At 46.1% G+C, this 22,782-nt stretch carries 18 protein-coding genes; 2 read left to right on the plus strand and 16 right to left on the minus strand.

Features of this window, described 5'->3' with window-relative positions; genetic code table 11:
• Positions 1-141: 141 nt before the first annotated feature.
• Together yidD and BFJ94_RS09190 are read right to left on the minus strand one after the other, a co-directional pair.
• Positions 142-405, minus strand: coding sequence for a membrane protein insertion efficiency factor YidD (gene yidD / locus BFJ94_RS09185; RefSeq protein WP_120462391.1), 264 nt, complete (start codon positions 403-405; stop codon positions 142-144).
• Position 406: 1 nt separating this feature from the next.
• Complete coding sequence (locus BFJ94_RS09190; RefSeq protein ID WP_120462392.1) at positions 407-877, minus strand: Fur family transcriptional regulator; 471 nt, start codon at positions 875-877, stop codon at positions 407-409.
• A gap of 180 nt (positions 878-1,057) precedes the next feature.
• On the opposite strand from BFJ94_RS09190, the gene BFJ94_RS09195 reads away from it, so the two are divergent.
• Positions 1,058-1,747, plus strand: a complete 690-nt coding sequence (locus BFJ94_RS09195; protein WP_120462393.1) for a copper amine oxidase N-terminal domain-containing protein — start codon at positions 1,058-1,060, stop codon at positions 1,745-1,747.
• A gap of 101 nt (positions 1,748-1,848) precedes the next feature.
• Here the strand turns inward: BFJ94_RS09195 and BFJ94_RS26195 are convergent, their stop codons facing one another.
• From BFJ94_RS26195 to adhE, 11 genes are all read right to left on the minus strand, one after another.
• Complete coding sequence (locus BFJ94_RS26195) at positions 1,849-1,974, minus strand: stalk domain-containing protein (protein WP_120462394.1); 126 nt, start codon at positions 1,972-1,974, stop codon at positions 1,849-1,851.
• A 58-nt stretch (positions 1,975-2,032) separates the two neighbouring features.
• The gene (locus tag BFJ94_RS09205) at positions 2,033-4,321 is read right to left on the minus strand and encodes a stalk domain-containing protein (RefSeq protein ID WP_120462395.1); all 2,289 of its coding nucleotides are present in this window, start codon (positions 4,319-4,321) and stop codon (positions 2,033-2,035) included.
• A 419-nt stretch (positions 4,322-4,740) separates the two neighbouring features.
• Positions 4,741-6,369 (minus strand): beta-N-acetylhexosaminidase, encoded by a 1,629-nt coding sequence (nagZ, locus tag BFJ94_RS09210; RefSeq protein WP_120462396.1) that lies wholly within the window; start codon positions 6,367-6,369, stop codon positions 4,741-4,743.
• A 73-nt stretch (positions 6,370-6,442) separates the two neighbouring features.
• The gene (locus BFJ94_RS09215) at positions 6,443-8,059 is read right to left on the minus strand and encodes a response regulator transcription factor (protein ID WP_120462397.1); all 1,617 of its coding nucleotides are present in this window, start codon (positions 8,057-8,059) and stop codon (positions 6,443-6,445) included.
• Positions 8,034-9,878: a cache domain-containing sensor histidine kinase gene (locus BFJ94_RS09220; protein WP_120462398.1), complete on the minus strand. Its 1,845-nt coding sequence runs from the start codon at positions 9,876-9,878 to the stop codon at positions 8,034-8,036. Before BFJ94_RS09220 ends, BFJ94_RS09215 begins: the two co-directional genes overlap by 26 nt.
• A 28-nt stretch (positions 9,879-9,906) precedes the next feature.
• On the minus strand, positions 9,907-10,734 hold the full coding sequence (locus tag BFJ94_RS09225) for a carbohydrate ABC transporter permease (protein WP_120462399.1): 828 nt from the start codon (positions 10,732-10,734) through the stop codon (positions 9,907-9,909).
• A complete protein-coding gene (locus BFJ94_RS09230) occupies positions 10,734-11,618 on the minus strand; it encodes a carbohydrate ABC transporter permease (protein WP_120462400.1) in 885 nt (294 codons plus the stop codon). Before BFJ94_RS09230 ends, BFJ94_RS09225 begins: the two co-directional genes overlap by 1 nt.
• A 142-nt stretch (positions 11,619-11,760) precedes the next feature.
• Positions 11,761-13,140 (minus strand): ABC transporter substrate-binding protein, encoded by a 1,380-nt coding sequence (locus BFJ94_RS09235; protein WP_120462401.1) that lies wholly within the window; start codon positions 13,138-13,140, stop codon positions 11,761-11,763.
• Positions 13,141-13,350: 210 nt separating this feature from the next.
• Positions 13,351-14,091 (minus strand): pyruvate formate-lyase-activating protein, encoded by a 741-nt coding sequence (pflA, locus tag BFJ94_RS09240; protein ID WP_120462402.1) that lies wholly within the window; start codon positions 14,089-14,091, stop codon positions 13,351-13,353.
• A 71-nt stretch (positions 14,092-14,162) separates the two neighbouring features.
• On the minus strand, positions 14,163-16,433 hold the full coding sequence (pflB, locus tag BFJ94_RS09245) for a formate C-acetyltransferase (RefSeq protein WP_120462403.1): 2,271 nt from the start codon (positions 16,431-16,433) through the stop codon (positions 14,163-14,165).
• A 256-nt stretch (positions 16,434-16,689) separates the two neighbouring features.
• The gene (adhE, locus tag BFJ94_RS09250; RefSeq protein WP_120462404.1) at positions 16,690-19,308 is read right to left on the minus strand and encodes a bifunctional acetaldehyde-CoA/alcohol dehydrogenase; all 2,619 of its coding nucleotides are present in this window, start codon (positions 19,306-19,308) and stop codon (positions 16,690-16,692) included.
• A 480-nt stretch (positions 19,309-19,788) separates the two neighbouring features.
• On the opposite strand from adhE, the gene BFJ94_RS09255 reads away from it, so the two are divergent.
• A complete protein-coding gene (locus BFJ94_RS09255) occupies positions 19,789-20,505 on the plus strand; it encodes a Crp/Fnr family transcriptional regulator (protein WP_068781879.1) in 717 nt (238 codons plus the stop codon).
• Positions 20,506-20,587: 82 nt separating this feature from the next.
• Here BFJ94_RS09255 and hemH read toward each other — a convergent pair whose 3' ends face one another.
• The 3 genes from hemH to BFJ94_RS09270 form a co-directional block, all read right to left on the minus strand.
• Positions 20,588-21,598 carry a ferrochelatase gene (gene hemH, locus BFJ94_RS09260; protein WP_120462405.1) on the minus strand — a complete coding sequence of 337 codons (1,011 nt, stop codon included), beginning with the start codon at positions 21,596-21,598 and terminating at the stop codon, positions 20,588-20,590.
• A 152-nt stretch (positions 21,599-21,750) separates the two neighbouring features.
• A complete protein-coding gene (locus BFJ94_RS09265; RefSeq protein ID WP_120462406.1) occupies positions 21,751-22,317 on the minus strand; it encodes an FAD-dependent oxidoreductase in 567 nt (188 codons plus the stop codon).
• Positions 22,318-22,412: 95 nt separating this feature from the next.
• On the minus strand, positions 22,413-22,739 hold the full coding sequence (locus BFJ94_RS09270) for a winged helix-turn-helix transcriptional regulator (RefSeq protein ID WP_120462407.1): 327 nt from the start codon (positions 22,737-22,739) through the stop codon (positions 22,413-22,415).
• Positions 22,740-22,782 lie beyond the last annotated feature (43 nt).

The following is a 22,782-nucleotide window of genomic DNA, read 5'->3' on the forward strand; positions in this document are numbered from 1 at the left end:
TTCCAAAGGTGTTCCAGACCGGTTCTCAGCTCCCCCGGCTCTCTGCAGCTGGACGCGACACTTCGTACTTATCCCTTCACTGGATATATTTGAGTACATGCATATAGAACTATATTAAGAATAGATGTATCGGTTGTCAAGTTATACCCGCCCGGTCTTATCTTTAACCTCGCTGCGCACCTTCTTCGGAGGTACCATATCAATTCCCCCCGGATGAAAAGGATGACATTTCACGATCCGCTTGGCTGCCAGCCAAGACCCTTTCAAGGCGCCATGTACTTCGATCGCTTCCAGGGCATACGCCGAGCAAGTCGGATAGAAGCGGCAGGTTGGAGGTTTAAGTGGCGAAATAAACTTGCGGTATACATGAATCGGTGCTTGAAACACCTTGCGAACAACGCTCATATTATGCGCCTCCGCCTTGATCCTTACCCGCCTGCGCGTCTTGACCCGAGCATTTGTCGGGGCGGCAATTTTTACAATAACCGAACACCTCGAATTTATGCTTCACAATCTGGAACTCCTCCGGAGCATCCGTCATCGGCATCGGGCAGAAATGGATCGGGTACGTCTTCTCACACTGCAGACAAATCATATGGTGGTGGTGATGGCCATCCTTGTCGCAGCCAACCCGGAACTTAAGTCCATCTTCAAACACGACCTGCTCAAGCACTCCGAGCTCTTCCATCACTCTAAGATTCCTGTACACGGTATCAAAGCTGAGCCCACTGTATTGCTTGCCCATATATTCATAAACATCCTTAGGTGTCAAATAACCTTCCCGTTCTGCGAACAGTTTGGCCAAGCTTTTGCGCTGGTCGGTGATTCGCAAACCTTGGGCTGACATCACACCGATAATATCCTCTGTCGACAGCATGTGACATTCCTCCCGTCTGAACTACCCTTCCATGCGTCTTCACACTCTATCTCTCTTAATAATGCCGCAAAAATTTAACAACGTCAATGTGAGTTGGTGTACCCGCGTGTTAAATGTACTTAAATATGATATTATTTTCCTTGTAGTCGACCTAATGGTCATTCTAAATCAGGAGGTTTTATGATGAAAAGAAAGCTAATGATCACTGTCTTACTTATTTTTACACTTACCTCTTTGCTAATCGGCGGAGCACTCGCTAGCGGAAAAATCTCGATCGTTGTGAATGGGCAAACCATTAAGACTGACGTATCCCCCAGAAATGTGGATGGACGGGTCATGGTGCCTATTAGTACAATCTCCAAAGCATTAGGTGCAAATGTAAGCTGGGATTCCAAGACTCAAACCGTAGTGATCAATCAGAAAAACGCTGCATCAGCTTCTGGCTCTGATTTATGGAAGGAAGAACTGGATTTGACTGGAGGAGATTGGGCAGAAATCGCCTCCCCCATCTATCAATATCTGGTTGCCTATAATATCCGAGACGAAGCGTCTGAAGAAGTTTGGAACAAAATTGTATCCCCAGATTACAAAGGGATCTCTTTTCCAGGAGGCGGAGTCTATCCTTCCATCTTAGACATCAAATTCATAGATGCCAAAAAAGTGGAAGGTGCAGAGCAATACAAAGTTCGTGTAAATGTAGTCCATTATATGAACTTATCCACGCCATTTATAGCCGAATGGGAATTCCTGATAACGTCCTATGTTGGAAAAGGAAACTTAATTGATGATGCGAACATCATTAAAGACACCCAATTAAAGAATTATACCGTTTTTCCTGGTTTAACGTTCGTTGATGTTTCGGAGGAATAAATACACTCTTGTAGGAGGAAAATAAAAAAAAGAAGAACGCAAGTGAGGATTAATAACTCATTTTGCATTCTTCTTTTTTTAATAATTATTCAGTAATAATATCAACAGTTTGATTTTTTATCGAATGAGACTTGAGCTCCTAATGCCTCGCTTACAAAGCGTAATCCGACAAGCACAGTACCCTTTGCATGAATTGGCCCTTGAGCTAAAAGGGCCTCCCCTGTCATCTTCGATGACTTACTGGGAGAGCCCGCTGGTTAATTTAATTTAAAAGAATAATTGCAATTATTGCTTCACTTCTGGCAGTGGTTGGAGCAACAAGTTGACAGACAAGTTACTGCCCGGTGCAGCTGTGAATACAAATTCAACTGTCTGCTCGCGATCCCCTGTGCGGAACAAAACATTATTGTCATTCGGCCCGCTGAGCGAGCTTAATTGCACAATATCGCCATTCACCATAATAGAGCCAGAGTATCTTCCCCCACGTGGGTTAAATGTGATTAGTGTATTTGGAGCGACACGATTCAATTTAATCTTGTACAATACCCCAAAGTTACCAGCATTCAGCTTATACTCATTATTCTTAAGTGGGTCATGTCCTATCAGGTACGGGTCACTTGAATTATCTCCAATAAGAAGTCTAGTACGAGTAGTCCCCACTAGATCATTGTATTGGAAATAACGAGTTGAATCCTCATACGTCCCTCTGTTGTGAACATCCGTCTCTAAATTTACAAGCGTTGGCTGTGCAGTAAATGGATCCTTATTAGGATCTATCATAATTACATCAAATTCTAACGATTGATCGCTATACATATCAGCAAATAGAGATATTACATCACCTTGCTTCATCGTAATAGCGTTAAGCTCTGTCAAGATGATTTTACTTTCACCTGGAGCAATCCAGATATCTTTATATTTATCACCAGACTGTAAAGATTTATAGTAGCGTTCAACCGAGACCTTGCCTGCAGCCGTAGCGTACTGACTAGGTCCACCAAAGCCAAGACTGGTTTGGGTTAGGCGAGTTGTCGTCTCATTCTTATTCGTAGCAATAACATACATCTTCATGTTCTTACCAGTAGAGTTTACATGGTGAACCATGAAACGCATAGAACCGCTCGCTGTTTCCTTATAAACTCTCCCCTCCGAATACACCGTCTCCGGGCTATTGCTGCGGATCAAGGTTACGGGATCGGAAGAAATGGAGTAGTTCACTCTTTCCCAGGATGGAACTGAGGAGCCATCGAATGTGAATTTCTCTCCGACTGGAACGAATAACTTATTGAAGTCATCACGTTCATACAGGGTCTCGTTCGTAATCATAATCGTCTTCTCTACAGTGGATGACAGGCCGAAGGGGTTCACAACCTTCAAGCTAATTGTCTTAGGTCCTGGAGTAAAGAAGGCAAGCGCCTTGTTATCCCAAACCCGTTCCTCAATACTCACTTCATCCGTACTTAGGTCCGTATAAGTGATCAGTTCCCCCATCTTATACGTATCCTTGTCAGTCGAGAAGTTAGCTACCGGTGGGGTATGCGGCTTAGCAACTTTAATCGTCATGGAGAACGGGTCGCTCCATTGTCCATTGGAATCCTGTACTCGGTAGGTTACCGTATAAGTTCCCGGCTCCATGAACATATCCTGACGACCAGTCCACTCTTCATTCACAATCGGAAGCCCTGAAGGTGAAGATGAGCTAGTCACATATTGAACCTCTGTCTCTCCAGCGACTACTTCCTTATTGCCAATTGAGAAAGAAGCTACAGGCTTCGTGGACAGGTTCAGAATGACGCGCTTCCCTACATTATCGACACTATATGGAATACCAAGCGCCTTCGTGATCGCCGTCAATGGCACCATGAAATTGTTCTTGGCAGAATAAGACTTACCTTTCATCTGAGTCACAACGCCATTAACCCGATAGTTCGTGGTATCTAGCTTGAAGCGAAGCTCGTCCGTGCCTCGCGTAATAATCGTCTCTTTGGTCTTATTGTCAAAAGAAAGCTGTAAACCGGCACGCTCCACGATCGCACGGATCGATACGTAGGAGACACCCTCCTTCACTTCCATCGGATAGCCGGCTTTGTACTCCTTGCCATTCTGGTACATTTTATTGCTATTCATCATCAGGACGAGTTGGCCACCTGTGCTGGTCGCATTCACGCTGTTGTCTGGGGATGTAACAGGCTCGGTAGAGCCATTGTCTGAACCATCGGCAGCATTACCATCCTGGCTCTCCTCCGTTCCAGCTGGCTGTTCCGCCTGGTTATCATCGACTGTTCCTTCCTTGTCTGTCCCCTCTGTCTTGCCGTTCTCTTCCGTAACAGATGTATCTTTATCGGACGACTCACCCTTATTCAGACCATCCTCTTGCGTGGGATCAACCGAATTGTTGGCCTGAGCCTGAGTATCCGCTGCATTCGCTCCTGCATTATTCGATGTAACAGCAGCCCGCTGTTCAATTGCACTAACCGGATCCTGCTTAACCACTTCTTCAGCACTTACAGGAATAACCATTGCTAATTGTGAAGCAATAAAAATCGTCGTTATAATTAGTCTCTTGAAATTCATGTTAAGCTCCTTCTACTCCCATTTTGTCTCTTTCGACAATCACATAAGGTTAAACGCATATAAACAGAAAAAGTTGCTTTTTGTCTGAAATTTTAAAAAGGCAGCAACGAAATCATTGTATCTGACATTCCAGCACTTTTCCAGCCTTAAGATCTCTAACGAAACACCATATCGTTATTCTAGCAAAAATGAAGGAGATGGGATTCTAACGAAACTCCGTATCATTATTCTGATGAAATACGGGGATAAAGGCTTAGATTGGTCTCAATAGCGATATCCAGTTTCGTTAGATTTCTAAATTGGCCTTTTTGGCGCAAATAGCGCTACCCAGTTTCGTTACAACTTACAACCAACCATTTCTCGCAAATAAAAAGGCTGGCAAAGAGAATTCTCTGCCAAGCCCAGATTAGATTATGAAATTATTTGGTGACTTCATCCAAATTCAAGCTGACTGGAAGTTTTCCCTTGGCTGTGAGCTTGCCCATCAATACTTTGGCAACAGCATCCAGAGAGAACTGGCGATTCTCATACAAGCAAATATAAGTGCCTACATCCTTGAAGGACTTCAAGTCATATGGATTCCGAGTAGAGACCACAACTACCTTGGAGCCATGCATACGGATCAGCGCATTCACCAGATGGCTCTGTCCCTCTGGAATTTCGCCTTCCGCTGTATAGGTGACCACCACGATTTGTTCAAAATCAGTGCTCCGCTTAAGCACCTCCAGCACTTCCTCTTCTTCTGGACGTGTTCCAATCACGGATAGGCTGATATTATTGCTATAAGGCTGCAAGGCGTTATACAAAGTATATTGATGTACCGAAGGCTCATCCACTTCGGTGCGATGCCGCAGCTCCGGCCAGATCACGAGCGTGGATTCATCCTTGCTAAGCGGCAGATTACCGGAATCATGCACAAGCGTCACACTGCGCTCTGCAGCTTCCCGCAACAGCGCCTCGCTCTCAGCTTGCGGTGTAAGTGGAACGGATACGCTCAAACGGTTCGTCTCTACCTCTGCATCCGCAGCAGCTGCAATCCGCTTAGCCTTCAGCTCCAATACCCGCTCTAGCGATTCATTGATTCTGTCCTCGCTGATTCGACCGCTAAGCACCGCTTCGCGCACGGCTTCTAAAGCCGCAACCTGATCAGTTAGGGTATGACTGACCAGAATAAGGTCAGCACCTGCTTCAATCGCCCGTACCGCTCCTTCGGCAACGCCGCAGCTCTTAGAGATGGCATGCATCTCAAGGCAATCTGTTACGATGACGCCTTCGAAGTTCATCTCCTCACGCAGCAGTTCAGTTAACACACGGTGCGATAAGGTAGCCGGAATTTCCTCCGGTTCAAAGGCCGGAAATATCACATGCGCTGTCATGATCGCATCGGCTCCCGCTTCGATTGCTCTGCGGAACGGCAGCAGCTCGATATTACGTAGCCGCTCCTTGTCATGAGGAACTACAGCTAGGCCAAGATGCGTATCTACCGCTGTATCTCCATGACCCGGGAAATGCTTAACCGTCGCGCTTACGCCCTGATCCTGGTACCCTCGGGTCGCCGCCACCCCATGCTCAGCTACCTTCTGCGGGTTCTCGCCGAAGGATCTCACCCCAATTACCGGATTCGACGGATTATTGTTCACATCCACACAAGGAGCAAAGTTCATATTGATGCCTAATGCCAGCATTTCTTCGGCAGCTAGCTTGGCTACGTTATACGTCAAACGAAGATCATCCACGGCTCCAAGCGTCATATTTCCCGGAATACGGCTGATTCCATCATGATCGAGCCGGGCGACCATCCCGCCCTCCTGATCGATCGAGATGAACAGCGGAATATCGGAATGGCTGCGTGGAAGCTTCTGCAGATCGCGGGACAGCGCTGCAAGCTGCTGAACCGATTCAATATTGCGGCGGAAATAGACGACTCCGCCAACATGATATTTCCCTGTCAATGTAGTTATTTGCTCATCAGGAGCCAAGCTCTGAAATCCACAAATAAATAATTGGCCAATCTTCTGCTCGAGGGTCCACTGGGTCAAATCCAACATTATTCACCTTCCCATTTTGATGTAATTCAAAAAGCATCCGGCACTATAAACCGGTCTTTTTGAACCCATAATTTTAAGATGCGGGTGAATCCTTCAGGCGATATTCCGAAGGAGTCATTCCGGTATATTTTTGGAACACTTTCGTAAAATAACGGCGTTCCTGATACCCTACCTCAGCGCCGATCTGTGTGATCGACTTCTCACTGCCGCTTAACATAAACTTGGCTGTCTCGATTCGCTGTCTGGTCAGATACTCCACAAAAGTCTCCCCGAAATGATTCTTAAAGAGCAAACAGAAATAGCTGCAGCTGATCCCCAGAAAATCGGAAATCTCCTCAATGCCAAAGTCGGCCCCCAAATTCTGTTGAATAAAGTTCTGCGCCGACATCATCAGTACCTCCGATGATTTCTTGGTGGAGAGTGAATCCTTAAAGCGCTCGATCATCGAGACGATCAGTGATATTAATTCCTTCACACTCAGCGATTCCTGCAGTCTTAACCAGACGGCTTCCTCTTGTTCCCCAGGGAGCATCTGCATCTCACGCATCTCACGCAGTAGATGGATGAGCAAATAATATAGCAGCTTCTCAGATCTGCCGACTGAGGTCTCATTCAGACGACCGACATAAGCCTTCAACTCGCCAATCATTTGCGTCATCGCCTCATAATTACCGTTGCGAAGCCCGCTTCCGAATTGTTCAATCCAGTGCCACTGCGCGTCGACAGCTCCAAGATCCTCGCCAGGAATCGGCTTAAGCAGATCCGATGTAACGGACTGCACATCCGTAAACCAGCCTTGCGGTGGATCGAGGATCAAAATTTGCTGCATACGCTGGTATACAGCAGACATTTCAGCCAAAGTAAGCGGTTCTTGTTCCAGACACATACGTATATGCATATGCAGCTTATCTGCAACTAATGTCTGCAGACTCTCATAGACCAGACTCAGTTCATCCTGCGTCAACTGTGGATTAATTACCGTATCGTAGACGACACACCATTCCCCTTCACGTACCTGCAGCACCGTAAAATCGCGGAGAAGCGGGAGGAACAGCTCCTTCAATTTCTGCTTAATGTCCAGGTTCCAGGCTTTCCGCTCAGGAAACGGCCAAGAGATAGACTCGTGGGCGTAACCGTCCATATCGAGCAGCAGCACAGCATAGCTATGCGGATGGTCTGATTCCTCTTCATCCTGCCATAATATATCCTCTTTCGCGGTCTCTTGACCGAGCAGAGAGTGCAGCAAATTGTTCTCATTGGCCAGATTGGCCATCCGGTTCAAGAGCTGCTCCTTATTCTTCTGCTTCTTCTTCTCGACAATTTGCTTCGCCAGCTTCCGCACCGTATCTTCCAGCTCATAATAATTGATCGGCTTGCAGATATAATCGCGAACTCCGTAGCGAATCGCCGTACGGGCATATTCGAACTCCTGATAGCCTGTCAGAAGGAGAATCTCCCCGGTTAGTCCTTCCTCTCTGACTTTCTGGATTAAGGTGAGCCCATCCATAACCGGCATGCGGATATCGCTTAAAATCAAATCGGGTTGATGCGTAATGGCCGCCTCCAGAGCATCCACACCATTCTTCGCCAAGCCGACGATCTCAAAGCCCAAATCCTCCCAAGGCAGCACTTTGGATAGATTGTTCAGGATATGGACCTCATCATCAACCAATAACGCCTTCAGTCTCATTTATATCACCCAATTCATATTTAGGAATCACACATTGGATTACCGTACCCTGTCCGGGATGCGAACAGATGAACAGCCCGTATCGATTCCCATATTTAAGCCGCAGACGATCATAGACACTTCGTAATCCTAAGCCCCTTCTCTCATGATTAGGATAAGAACCGGACTCTTGATGGACGGGATCATCCAAATCTACATATTGGATCTTGGACAGCGCTTCATTCGTCATCCCAATTCCATTATCTTCAACCCGAAGCGTGATCCGATCCGCCTCCATCCGTCCTGTCACCTTGATCATGCCATGATACTCAATTCCTTCAAAGCCATGCTGGATGCTGTTCTCTACAAGCGGCTGCAGCGTGAGCTTCAGAAGCTGACAGCTCATCATTTCATCCGGTATGTCGATCTCATAATCGAATAACTCGTCAAATCTGAATTTTTGAATCTCCAAATAATTCCTTAAGTGCTCTATCTCCAGGCTGAGGCTAATCTCTTCCTTATCCTGAATACTAATCCGCAAAATATTAGCCAGCCTAACTACCATTTCGCTAACCTTGCGGCCTTCGTTCTGAACAGCCAGTACATTGATAGATTCCAGTGTATTGAACAGAAAATGCGGCTTGATCTGGGCCTGTAGCACCCGCAGCTCGGCATTCGCCTTCTGGAACTGCTCTTTCTTGACCTGCTCGAACAATTCATTGATCTTAGCCATCTGATTGTTGAAGCCCTGCTGCAGAAGCAACAGCTCGTCATCGCCTTTCTCCTCCACGCGCGCGCTCAAGTCTCCATCCTCAACCTTACGCATAAATCGGACGATAACGCCGATGGTGCCGGTAATCCGGTTCATGAACACCAGATTGAACAGAAGAGCCGTCAGCACACAGACGAAGAAGATCACCACGAACCAGTTCGCGAACGTAACCACCTCGCGTGATAAATAACGCCATGAGGTTACCGATACAAGCTTCCAAGGATACTCCTTCAAATCATACGCGGAAATTACGCTCTCTTCCCCGTTGAACTTGGCTTTAAAGCTCTGATAGCCCGCATCCTGCTCCAGCTTCTGCAGAATGCCCGGCTCCAGAGATTGGCCGACCATCTCGGACTGGAAATCATATAATACCTGACCTTTGTTATTAATCAGCATAAAGCGTGTATCCTTCATGCTGCTGCCGAGCCTAAGATTCTGGAATATTTTCTCAAATTCCCAATTTTTGATCTGAACAACCAAAATCCCGACGCTGCGCAAATTGTTCAAATCCTTGATTAAGCGAATTTGTGTGAACACATTGTCCGAGCCGGTAAACTCCGGATATTCATGCGGGGCAATCCACAGCGGCACTCCCCTGAGAGAAACGACCTCATTATACAGTGGATGCTCCTTGAATTGCTCGTAGGGCAAGGTCTGGAAATTCTCCTTATTAAAAATCGTGATCACATCCGAGCCCGCCCGCCCATGTACATTGTACAAGAACGCATAGTCGATCGCCGGATGATTGTATAACAAAGATCGGAAATTCTTCTGGTTGGCATTAAGCTCAAGCTGGGTCGTTGCCGTCAAATCCTGCGAATCCGGGTCCTTGGCGATCAGCGCCTGCTGGAATACCCCTTTGGCAATCCCGTTATCCGTCACATTATCCATCTCATGGAACACATTCTTGATGCTGTATGCAATCGCCTTCAGTGAATATTCCGACTGTTGGCTGTATTTCGATTCGATTGAGTTGAAGCTGACGAAGAACGTAATAAGACCAAGGATAAACAGAGGGATAATCACCAGCCCCAGAAAAGCCGTAAACAATTTAATTCGCAGATTCATATGCATGAGCTCCCGATAAATCTAGTAATTAGCCCTTAACGCTGCCCGCCGTAACCCCTTCAATAATTTGCTCTTGCAAAATAGCGTAGATAATCATGACTGGCAGAACGCTAAAAACAATCCCAGCGGACATTTGTGCGTAGTTCGTGTTGTAGGCGTCTCTAAAGCCTACCATACCTACCGGAAGCGTTCTCAGGGCATCATTGGACAGGAAGTAGTTCGCAAGCAGGAACTCGTTCCAGTTGCCCAGGAAGTTGATGATAAAGACGGTTACGATTGCCGGTATAGTAAGCGGTACTATTATTCTAACAAACAGTCCGGCAGAGCTCAATCCATCCATGACCGCCGCTTCTTCAATTTCTCCCGGAAGCGAACGCATAAAGGCTGCTAGAATAATAACCGAGAATGGAATGGCGTTAGCTATATAAGGGAGCAGCAAAGCCATATGTGTGTCGAGAATGCCCAGCTTACTCATAATCCCGTAGATCGGAAGAAGCAAGGAGTTGTTCGGGATCAGCATCCCCAGCAGGATTAATTGAAACACGATGGCACTAATTTTATTATAACGCATTCTTGTTACCGCGAATGATAGCATGGCCGCAAACAGGATCGATACACAGGCAGCTAGAATCCCGATATACAAGCTGTTAAAGAAATAAACGCTGATCTTTGCATTGACCCAAGCATTTACATAGTTATCGAATGTGATCGAGCTTGGAAGTCCAAATGGATTAGAAGCAATGTCCTGATTGTTCGTCTTAAGCGAAGAGAAAATAACGAACAGAAATGGATACAGGATGACCAGCAAGTAGCCCATTAGAAATATATGTGGAATGACCTTCTTTGTTGCTCTCATCAGTATTCAATCCTTTCTGTCCGTTTTGCAATCAAGACTTGATATAATACCGTGATGATAATCGTAAATACAAAGATCAATACAGCGATGGCATTACCGAAGCCGTGTCTAAAGCTTGTAATCGCATAACGGATCATATATGTCGCCATAACATCCGTCGAGCCTGCAGGACCGCCCTTGGTCATAACAAGCACAATATCTGCAGCCTTCATCGCACCAGCGATGGACAACATAATAACGACCGATACAATTGGCATAATGAGCGGAAGAGTAATTTTCATCGCTCTTTGGACTCCGGTTGCACCGTCGATCGCCGCCGCCTCATCCAGTTCTTTAGGAATGGAGAGAATAGCTGCAAGCACCATGACGATGTAGAAGCCAGTCCATTGCCAAGCATTCGTAATCAGAATCGAGATCATGGCCCAGTTCTTGTCAGACAACCAGTATATCGGCGACACGCCGAACAGTCCCAACACTTCATTGGCTAAACCGAAGTCCGGGTTGTAGATGAAGCCCCACAGAATCCCGATGACTGCGGTAGACATAATCGATGGCATGAACACTGCCGTCTTATATAGCCCTTTGAATTTCTTCACATTCGCGATTAACAGCGAGAATATAATGATCAGTGGAACCTGAATCAAACAGGAGAAAAGAATAAAATAAACATTATTCCTCACCGATTTCCAAAATGCGTCATCATTGAACGCCTGCACATAGTTATCGAATCCGATATAATTAACGGTTTTGGATATACCGTTCCAGCTGGTGAAGCTATTATTGATCGCTGTAAATACCGGATAGATAAAAAAGGCCAGAAACAGTATGAAGGCAGGCAATATGAACAGAACATAAACCACTGGATTTCTTAGCGCTTTATTCATGGTAACCTCCGTTGTAATCTTTTATCATCGTTTCTTCTGCTCCTAAATTTCTATCTATCATTCATTTAACAGAAAGGGCGCCCCCACAAAGTCGAGGCGGGTGGCGCCCTTTCTTAACTACAAGAGGATGTTCAACAATTCATTACTCGCTTGCCGCGTTAGCTGCATCTTGAGCGGCCTGCACATTTTCCAGCATCTTCTGAGGTTCAATTTCTCCTCCGATGATTTGCTGGATACCCATGCCGAGCGCCGTGTTAACTTCTGCTTGAACAAGGGCGTCAAAGGCAGGGAACGCATTTCCGATTTCACTTACAGCTTTGAAAATATCCTGCATCAAAGGATCGTCAGACGCTGTCTTCATTTGCTCCAGATCCATCTTCATTGCAGGAAGCACGCCGTCTTCCTTCAAACCGCGAAGCTGCATTTCGTCCGTCCACATGTTCTTGATAAATTCCTTAACCGCTTCCAATTTACGAGGATCTTCGCCAACAGCACTGGAGAAGCCATAACCGTTATTCGAGTCCTGCATGACTACAAATGGGTCTCCTTCTTTCAGAGGAGGCATATTGAAGTAGCCGATTTTACCTACCATCTCACCAGCTTGTGCCGGGTCTCTAAATACGGAGTTCGCCCATGATCCGTCCATCATCATGATCGCTTCGCCGGTAATCACTTGGTTTCTCATATCTGCATATTCAAAACCGAGCTCGCCCTTCTTGAAGTAACCTTTTTGCACCCATTCCTGATGCTTGGCAATCGCCTTAACCATGTTCTCGTCCGTCCACTTCGTCTCACCACTCTTGAATCCGTAAGTGATATCTGCACCAGCGTAGTAGGACCACAGGTTGTTCGTCGTCATCAATGGAATCCATGCATCCTTAGATGCTTGAGCGAATGGAATCTTGCCGTCAGCTTTGACCTTCTCAGCAATCGCTTCCAATTCATCGAGCGTCTTAGGAACTGTCAGACCTTTTTGCTCAAAATATTCTTTATTATAGAAAATACCTTCGATCGAGCCGCCGATTGGCAGACCATAAATTTTGCCGTCATGTGTAAATGGACCTAAGTCACTGAACTTATCTTTAATACCTAATTCATCCAGAATTGGTGTAAGGTCAAGCATCAAGCCTTCCTTCGCATACAATTCTGCGTCCGGGCTACCGAATACGTCGAACACTTCTGGCGGCTTGCCCGCAGCCATTTCGCCTCTCAGCTTCTCCTTGCGGTTAACCTCGGAATCAACGCCGTCCAGCTTGATCGTCAGACCAGGAACAGCCTCCTGTGTCTTTTTAACCACATCATCCAGAATGGCCAAACGGAACTTCTTCGCTTCCCCGATCTGTGTGTGACGAATCGTAATTTCAAACGGTTCATCACTGACCTTTGCTTCGTTGGCAGGTTTGTTGTTCGCCGCGGTGTTTCCTTCATTTGCCGTGTTTTTGTCATTGGAACTTCCACAGCCTGCGAGCAATGTCGAAGCTACAAAAAACAGGGAAAGTAGCATTGTCACACTCTTTTTCATATTTCTTTGGACCCTCCTTAAGATCGGTTTGTCTTACATCTTCATTATAGAAAGCGATTCCATTTTTGATAAGGAGGACATTTTTCTATAATGGGGATAATATCATCTAGTCGTAAATTGAAAAAACGGTTAAATCTGACAAACTGCGTCAAATTTAACCGTTTTGTTTTGGGTTAGTAATATGTTAAGTCATGTTTACTGACATCATTATTACTTCGCTGAAACTACCTGCTGCCGACCCTCTTCAATCAGACGATTCGCCCGTTCAATCTCCTCTTCTGTCGGAGAAGGAACGCCTTCCAGAGGGTAATCCCAACCAAGCTCCTGCCATTTAAAAATACCCATGGTATGATAAGGGAGAATTTCGAACTTCTCTACACCATGCAGCCCGCCGATGAACTTGCCGAGATTGATCAGATCCTGTTCATCGTCATGAATCCCCGGAACAAATACGTGTCGAATCCACATTTTACGGTCATGCTCAGATAGCCAACGGGCCATATTCAGCATCCGCACATTCGGCTTGCCAGTTAATTTGATATGCTTCTCATTATCGATATGCTTCAAATCAAGCATGACCAGGTCGGTCACATCCAGCAAATCGCGGATTTTGTCACCTTCATTGTATCCATTCGTATCCAGACAGGTATGCAGGTTCCAGCGCTTCTTCACCTCACGGAATAATTCGGTGACGAATGGAGCTTGTAAAGTCGCTTCTCCACCAGATACCGTCAACCCTCCGCCTGACGAGCGGTAGTAGTTGATGTAAGGCTCAATCTCAGCCAATACCTCTTCCAAAGTTACTTCTCGGCCTTCCGTCAGGCTCCAGGTATCAGGGTTATGGCAATATTGGCATTGCAGCAGGCAGCCTTGCATGAAGAGTACGAAGCGTATACCCGGTCCATCTACTGTGCCGAATGTTTCTAATGAATGAATACGACCTTTAAGCATATTGTTCGTCACCCTTTCTCATTGGGCTGCCTGATGTATAGCCACAATCTTAAGCTAATTAGATTACGCTATTACATCGAACCGTGGAAAGTACGGTGAATAACGTCAAGTTGTTGTTCGCGAGTCAGCTTGATGAAGTTAACGGCATATCCAGATACACGAACTGTCAATTGAGGATAGTTCTCTGGATGATCCATCGCATCGATCAATTGTTCACGGTCGAATACGTTAACGTTCAAGTGGTGAGCGTCGCTGCCGAAATATCCATCCATCATCGATACGAGGTTGGATTCACGAGAATCGATGTCTTTACCAAGAGCCTTAGGAACGATCGAGAACGTATTGGAAATACCGTCCAAGCTATGTTCGTAAGGAAGCTTAGCAACCGAGCTCAAGGAAGCAAGAGCACCCTTCTTATCGCGGCCATGCATTGGGTTAGCACCTGGTGCGAATGGTTCTCCGCCTTTACGTCCGTCTGGAGTGCTACCTGTTTTCTTACCATACACAACATTGGAAGTGATCGTCAGGATCGATTGTGTTGGCAAGGAGTTACGATAAGTTTTATGCTTGCGAATCATGCCCATGAAGCTTTCAACGAGCTTGACAGCGATTTGGTCAACCTTGTCATCATTGTTACCATAGCAAGGGAACTCGCCTTCGATTTCAAAATCAACTGCGATGCCTTGTTCGTTACGGATCGGTTTAACCTTAGCGTATTTAATAGCGCTCAAGGAGTCGGCAGCTACCGACAGACCAGCGATACCGCAAGCCATCGTACGCAGAATGTCACGGTCATGCAATGCCATTTCAATGCGTTCGTAGCAATATTTATCATGCATATAGTGAATTACATTCAAGGAGTTAACATAAGTCTTGGCCAGCCATTCCATCATCGGAATATAACGTTTCATCACTTCATCATAATCCAGATATTCGGAAGTAATCGCTGGGTATTCAGGACCCACTTGTACGCCGGATTTCTCGTCCTTACCACCATTGATAGCGTACAGCAATACCTTCGCCAAGTTAGCGCGAGCACCGAAGAATTGCATTTGTTTACCGATTCTCATCGCGGATACACAGCAAGCAATACCGTAGTCATCGCCGTAGATCGGACGCATCAGATCGTCATTCTCATATTGAATCGAACTGGTCTCGATCGATACTTTTGCCGCAAATTTCTTGAACGCTTCAGGCAATTTCTCGGACCACAGTACAGTCAGGTTCGGTTCTGGTCCTGGTCCCAAGTTGTACAGTGTGTGCAGGAAACGGAAGCTGTTCTTCGTGACGAGTGTTCTGCCATCTTCGGCCATACCGCCGATCGATTCAGTCACCCAAGTTGGGTCACCGCTGAACAAGTCATTATATTCAGGAGTACGCAAGAATTTCACGATACGCAACTTCATTACGAAGTGGTCAACCAATTCTTGAGCACTTTCTTCATTCAATACGCCTTCAGCCAAGTCGCGTTCCACATAGGTATCGAGGAAAGAAGATACACGGCCAAGAGACATCGCTGCACCGTCTTGCTCTTTGATTGCAGCCAGGTAACCGAAGTATACCCATTGGAAAGCTTCTTTAGCATTTTCAGCTGGTCTGGAAATGTCGAAGCCGTACATTTGGCCCAATTCTTTCAATTCTTCCAAAGCGCGGATTTGCTCAGACAGCTCTTCACGAAGACGGATTACATCTTCATCGATAACATCGACTTCAAGGCTAAGCTTTTCTTGTTTCTTTTGCTTGATCAGGAAATCAACGCCATAGAGTGCTACACGACGATAGTCGCCGATGATCCGGCCACGGCCGTAAGCATCTGGAAGACCTGTGATGATCCCTGCTTTACGGCAAGCTCTCATCTCAGTGGTATATGCATCGAAAACACCTTGGTTATGCGTTTTGCGAATTTTTGTAAACAGATCTACGATTTCGCCCGGCAGTTCAAATCCATAAGCTTTACAGGAATTGAGAACCATGTTAATTCCGCCGAATGGGTGAATCGTACGTTTGAACGGCTCATCTGCTTGCAAGCCAACGACTTGTTCCTTGTCTTTGTCCAAATAACCTGCAGCATGAGAAGTGATTGTAGAAGGTGTGTTCACATCTACATCAAGTACACCGCCAGCTTCGCGTTCTTTCTTGGACAGATCGGAAATGATATCCCAGAGTGCTTTAGTATTGGCTGTAGCGCCTTTAAGGAATTTGTCATCTCCTTCATAGGATGCAACGTTCTTTTGAATAAAGTTACGAACATTAACCTCTTTCATCCACTTGCCAGCTTTGAAGCCTCTCCATGCGGATGGAACTGCTTGACTACCTTGTACTTCTCTTTCAATCACCGACATCTTTATTCCCTCCATATATATAGTTTGGAGCACGCGGTTGAAGGATATACTCGCGCCTCGTGATCCCTAAAATTTGTGATAATTTTCACATTTCATACACTAATAAATCTGTGAGTGTTGTGAAAACATATCACCTATTTCAAAAATTTATGCGGGATCATTTATGTCATAATCATACCTCAATCCCCCATAAATGATTGTGACAAATATCACAATCGAGGTGATATTTGTCACGAATTTCCTTGCGTTTGTTCAATTATTTGTCAAATCTTCCGTAGAAGGCATCGCGGTAAATTTCAGCCAATTCCGTAACGAGCGGCAGCTTAGGATTCGCCGTTGTACATTGGTCTTCAAAGGCACGGTCTGCCAGATAATCTACCTTCGATTCGAAATCCTTCGGATCAAATCCAAGCTCTTGGAAGGTCTCTGGAATTTCGAGTTTTCTGTTCAGTTCGCGAATCGCATTGATCAGGCTCTTCACGCCTTCTTCCGTAGTGCGAGCCGGCAATCCAAGAATACGAGCGATCTCCGCATAGCGTTCGTCAGCGATGAAATGTCTGTATTTAGGCCATGCTGCGAATTTGGTCGGCTTCTTGGCATTGTAGCGAATGACGTGCGGCAGCAGGATCGCATTCGTACGACCATGCGCTGTATGGTATTGTCCGCCCCATTTATGCGCCAAGCTGTGGTTAATTCCCAGGAAGGCGTTAGCAAAGGCCATACCAGCCAATGTCGAAGCATTATGCATTTTCTCACGAGCCAGCTTGTCGCCGGTAAGCGCCGATTTCTCAAGGTTCTGGAATACGAGTTGGATTGCCTTGATGGCAAGACCATCTGTATAGTCATTAGCCATTACTGAGACATAGGCCTCGATCGCATGGGTCAAGACGTCCATACCCGTGTCGGCAACTGCGCTCTTAGGCAAGGTATATACGAATTCAGGGTCGATAATGGCTACGTCTGGAGTCAGCTCATAGTCAGCCAAAGGATACTTCGTATTGCCTTTTAGCTTATCGGTAATTACTGCGAAAGAAGTTACTTCAGAACCTGTACCCGAAGTGGTCGGAATCGCTACGAATTGAGCTTTTTGACCGAGATGCGGGTATTTGTAAATCCGTTTGCGGATATCCATGAATTTCTGCTTCAGGTTATTGAAGCTGGTCTCTGGATATTCATAGAACAACCACATGCCCTTCGCAGCATCCATTGGCGAACCGCCGCCAAGTGCGATGATACAGTCTGGCTGGAATTTGTTCATCAGATCCGTACCGCGTTCTACCGTAGTTGTCGATGGATCGGGCTCAACATCCGAGAATACCTTGATGGCTACTGGATTTTGACGCTGATTGAGGTAATGCACTACACGATCCACATATCCCAGTTTAACCATCATCGGGTCAGTAACGATCAGTACACGGCTGATGTCAGGCATTTTAGCCAGATATTGAGTCGCACCCTTTTCAAAATAAATTTTGCTAGGAACCTTGAACCATTGCATATTCACAGTACGGTGGTTCACCCTTTTCACGTTGATCAGATTAATAGCTGTTACGTTCGACGATGTGGAGTTACGTCCATATGATCCACAGCCTAGTGTCAACGATGGCAGGTTCGTGTTATAGATGTCACCGATACCGCCTTGCGAGGATGGCTGGTTGACCAGAATCCGGCAAGTAGGCATACGATCCGAATATTTTTTAATAATATCTTCATTATTGGAATGGATTACCGAAGAGTGACCCATACCGCCGAAGGTTACTACTTCATGAGCCAGCTCGATACCTTGCTCTGCAGTCTTCACTTTATAGCAGGCCAGGATCGGGCTCAATTTCTCAGCAGACAGAGGGAACTTAGGACCGACACCCTCGATTTCTGCAATGAGAATCTTAGTACCCTCCGGTACATCAATACCGCACATTTCAGCGATTTTCACAGCAGGTTGACCTACGATCGCCGGGTTCACTGCACATTTATCTGCAATGATCGCACCCTTAGTCAGCTTAGCTGCCTCCTCTTTATTTACGAAATAGCATCCGTTAGCTATCATTTTTTTCTTCACTTGGTCGAAGATCGGTTCTTCGATAATTACCGCTTGTTCGGAAGCACAGATCATACCGTTATCAAACGTTTTGGACAGGATCAGGTCATTCACCGCTTGGTCAATGTCAGCGCTCTTCTCAATGAAGCAAGGAACGTTACCAGGGCCTACACCCAGAGCTGGCTTACCGCAGCTATATGCTGCTTTTACCATGGCGGAGCCGCCGGTTGCCAGGATACAAGCGATGTCTTTATGATTCATCAGCGCATTTGTACGATCCATGGACGGATTCTCAATCCATTGAATACAGTTGGCAGGAGCACCATGCTCGATCGCTGCGTCCAGCAAAATCTTCGCTGCTTCAGAGCTACAACGTTGAGCGGATGGATGAAATCCGAAAATAATCGGGTTACGAGTTTTAATCGCGATAAGAGCTTTAAAGATCGTCGTAGATGTCGGGTTCGTTACCGGAGTAATCCCCATGATGGTGCCGACTGGCTCAGCGATTTTCTGGAAGCTGTCATATTCATTGTCTTCAATCACACCGACGGTCTTATCATACTTGATGCTGTGAAAAATGTACTCGGTAGCGAACATGTTCTTGATGATCTTATCTTCGTACACACCGCGGCCTGTTTCTTCTACAGCCATCTTCGCCAGATACATATGTTTGTCCAGACCGGCTAATGCCATGGCTTGCACAATAGAATCAATTTGTTCCTGATCCAAACTCATGAAGGCTTCTTGTGCTTTTTTCGCTTTGTCGATCAATGTTTGTACATACTCTTGCGCAGTAGGTTCTTGTACCTTGGTCGCAACTTCGTTTTTAACGGCCATGTCTCTCATCCTCCTAAAGATTATGGATTCGCCTGTCTTTTAGATCGTGAAATAAGATCGTGAAATATTTCACTTGAAGGTTCATCCCTTGGAAGCTCTGTGCTTCTCTTTTATGATTTGATCATAGCATATCGATTTTATTTTGTATAGTGAATTTTTTCACAAACTATAAAGTGGTTGAAAACTTTCATGTTTCGGTGTATATTTTCATCATGTTCTTACATATAAGTGTTTATTTTTAAAGCTACTTTCGACCTTGAATGATAAAATAGACGAAGTTTGTTCTCCTAAAATTCCCGGTTGACAAGTGGCAGCTGGGTAACGCTTCCAAAGTGAAATTAGTCACAATGTTAAAAATTAGACACTTTTAGACGTATTAGAGACGACCCAAAATCAAATAATCGTTATATAATTAATTTAAAATAATTTAAAATTTTCAGAAAATTAAAGACAAATTCGGATACAAAGGGGAAATCGATGATGAGTGAAAGTGTAAATACCACCATGCCCCGCGGCAATACAAGTTGTTTCTCCGAGCAAAACTTCAACCGACTTCTGGTTACTATGAAGGATAAGTCTTATCCCGAGGGGACGCATCTGTTCTGGGAAGGTGATCTTTCCGATAAATTGTTCTATATTAAGCGCGGGCGTGTTAAATTAACCAAATCAACGGATGAAGGAAAAGAACTCATTCTATATATGTATGGTCGTGGCGATCTGGTCGGACAGGCCGATCCGTTCTTTAGCATGAAGCATAGCTTCACCGCTGAAGTGATCGAGGATAGCGAGGTCGGCGTAATCGAGCAAAAAGATCTGGAAATTATGATTTGCCAGCATTGTGATTTTTCAATTGATTTCATGAAATGGATGGGGATTCACCATCGTCTTACCCAGACCAAATTCCGTGACTTGATGATGTATGGTAAGCCCGGTGCGCTGACCTCTACTTTAATTCGCCTTAGTAATACTTATGGTGAGCCGTATGGCGACTCTATTCTCATTAATAAGAAAATTACACATACGGATCTTTCCAATATGATCGGCGCGACTCGTGAGAGCGTCAACCGCATGCTCAGTGACCTTCGCAAGAAGGATGCGCTCGAGTACGTGAATGGCATGATCGTCATTAAGGATCTGGTCATGCTGCAGGATATGTGCCACTGTGAGCTATGTCCGAATGAAATCTGCCGGATCTGATGAGTCAGTCCGGCGACCATCCCCTACCCTTCGATTTCCTGAACCGGAATATCGAAGGGTATTTTTTTGCCTAGCTAAATGGTTAATCCCTCCAGCCCAGTGCATTCTTCTCCACCAGCCCAGCCAGAAATTCCAGCCAATCGGCTTGATCATTCAAGCAGGGGGCTGCAGTGAATTGCTGCTCCTCTCCGCCTCCGGCGGCAAATTGCTCTCTGCCCTCGATAGCTAGCTCATGCAACGTTTCCAGGCAATCTGTGACCAGCCCTGGTGAGAAAATCAGGGGCCTCTTGATCCCCCGTTCCGCTAATTGTCCTAGCACCTCATCCGTAGCTGGCCCTACCCATTCCTCTGGCCCAAAGCGCGACTGGAAGGTGACTTGGTAACGGTCTGAGCTCCATCCCATCGCCTCCGCCAGCAGCCTGGCTGTCTCCATACATTGCAATGGATAAGGATCGCCAGAATCTACATATCGCTTCGGTATGCCGTGGAAGGTGAGAACATAAAAATCGGGGTCAAGCTTGTGATCTTCAATATAACGGTGCAGATGCTTATGCATAGCAGATATGTAATCAGGTTCCTTGTAATATGCGTCCACAAACCGCAGTGCGGGAACGAAGCGCTTTGACACCGGCCCGCCGACACTCCTTCTTCCGAGCGCAGCGAAGCAGGCTTGATCATATACGGACGCGCTCGTCGTCGACGAATATTGCGGGAACAAAGGAACAATAATAATGCGTGTGACCCCCGCTGCTTCCAGCTTAGCCATGGTCTGCTTCATGCTCGGCTCACTATAAGCCAGCGCCAGCTCCACCTGATAATCGGTGCCAAGCAAGGCCTGAAGACCCGACTGCTGCGCCAATGAATGAATCAACAGTGGCGAGCCGTCCGCCTGCCAAATCTCACTGTACAGCTTAGCCGATTTACGCGGTCTCGTGCGCAGAATGATCCCCCGCAGCAGCGGCTGCCAGAACCATGGAGAATAATCGATAATCCGCCGATCCGACAGAAATTTGCGAAGATATGGGCGTACCGCTTGGGCTGTTGGCTCCAAGGGCGTGCCGATTTGCGATAATATAACTCCGATCGGAGACATTCCAGAAGACTCCTTCCTTGTAACATAAGCTCAACGTAGCATATAAGCCCCGAAATATACAGTATATGAGATCACAGGGACTTGTCGCCGCCAAAAAGAAAAGGCCTTCAAAAACTGAAAGGCCCCTCCCATAGTAATTTGCTTGTTATTGTTTATTTTAAAATATCATGGTCAACATAACGTTCACCGTTCAATTCGCTAATCAGCTCAATCGCGACCTTGGCTCCGTCACCGGCAGTTATAATAGTATGAACGCTAACACCGGCTACCGTCCCTGCTGCCCAAATCCGTGGCTTGCTGGTCCGTCCATCGCCATCGGTCTCAATGACTGTCTTGATCCGCGGCTCTCTTCCATCCTTAAGTGTAATCCCGATCGACTTGGCCAAATCCGTAAGCGCGCCTGTTGCCAGGATAACATGAGAAGCTTCATAGCTGCGTCCTGATTCGGTCTTGACGGTCACCTTGGTCTCGCCACTTGTATCCACAGCGATCACCTTCTCTTCGATGAACTTCGCGCCGAATTTCTCGGCCTGTTCACGGCCTGTCTGCAATAAATCAGGTCCGGTCGCTTCCTTCACGCCGTAATGATTCTCAATCCAGGCTCGTCTCGTCATACTCGCATTACTGTCCAGAACAAGCGTCTCTTTACCTGCCTTAGCTAGAAACAAAGCTGCACTTGCTCCCGCAGGTCCTGCTCCGATTACTATTACCTCAGCCAAAATTACACCTACTCTCTGAAATATTAGAGGTTGTTCAAAAAGTTTTGAACACACACTATTAGTGCCGCTCCCCCACAGGCAGCGGCACAACAGCTTTACTCAATCCATTCTTCCGCCCAGCACTGAACCTGATCCATAACAGGACGTAGCGCACGTCCCTTATCCGTCAATTCGTATTCGATCCGAACCGGTGTTTCTGGGTACACATGTCGTACAAGAATGCCTTCGTTCTCAAGATCCTTCATCCGTTCGGATAGCATTTTATCACTCATCGACGGAATACCATTGGAGATATCCTTGAATCTTTTTGGCCCGTCCATTAAAGTTCGAATAATCAATCCATTCCAACGTTTACCTAGCAAGGAAAAAGCCGATTCAAAGCGCGGACAGAGCGGACATATGGATGTACCGTTATCATCCATTACATTTCACCTCTTACATAATTAGAAACCATAACTCCATGAC

Origin of the sequence: Paenibacillus aceti (assembly GCF_003614185.1) — a bacterium.
Lineage (GTDB): Bacteria > Bacillota > Bacilli > Paenibacillales > Paenibacillaceae > Fontibacillus > Fontibacillus aceti.